This is a genomic window from Streptomyces sp. AC627_RSS907, assembly GCF_019049165.1.
In genome coordinates this window covers 1-645 of record NZ_JAGMUE010000240.1, presented here as the reverse complement: position 1 = coordinate 645, position 645 = coordinate 1, and the positions used below count along the sequence as shown (strand labels likewise).

The following is a 645-nucleotide window of genomic DNA, read 5'->3' as shown; positions in this document are numbered from 1 at the left end:
TGCCCGGACAGGGTCACGACCGCCTCGTGGAAGCGGATGTCCTCGTCGGCGAGCGACGCGGCGTCCGCCGCCTCGGCCGCCGCAGCCATGTTGCGGACGAGCGACTCGAGGTGGGCGTAGTCGGCGTCGGTCAACCGGGGCATCGCCTTGCGGAAGGCGAACTTCTCCAGCGAGACGCGGACCGGTACGAGGACGTTCTCGATCTCCTCCTGGGAGACGCCCAGCACCTCCGTGCCGCGGTACGGGTAGGAGATCACCAGCCCCTCCTGCTCCAACTGGCGCAGCGCCTCGCGGACCGGCGCCCTGCTGGTGCCGAGCTGCGCGGCGACCCCCGCCTCGGTGAGCTTCTGGCCCGCGGGGAGCTGGCCCACGGTGATCGCCTCGCGCAGCACGTCGGCGACGGTTTCACGGCGGGAGGCGAGGGACGCGGAGGAGAGCGCGGGCAGCGCGGAGAGACCGGACATGGCCGGAGCGTAACAGGGGTCGTATTTTGTCGACAATCGAGCGTCCTCCTTCGGGTCGATGGGGAGTCGGGGCCGCTGGGTGAGGCGGTGGAGAGGTGCTTCCAGCGGTCGGTGGGTCCGTGGGGCTGTTTGTTGCGCGGGCTCACGGGCGGGGATGGCGTCGCGCCGCCCGGGTGCTGCC

1 protein-coding gene is annotated in these 645 nt (G+C 71.8%); it reads right to left on the bottom strand.

Going from position 1 to position 645, the window contains the following annotated elements; translation table 11 throughout:
• Positions 1 to 464 (bottom strand): GntR family transcriptional regulator (locus KUM32_RS32815; RefSeq protein WP_217145582.1); only part of this gene is annotated, 464 nt, incomplete at its 3' end.
• Positions 465 to 645: the final 181 nt, after the last annotated feature.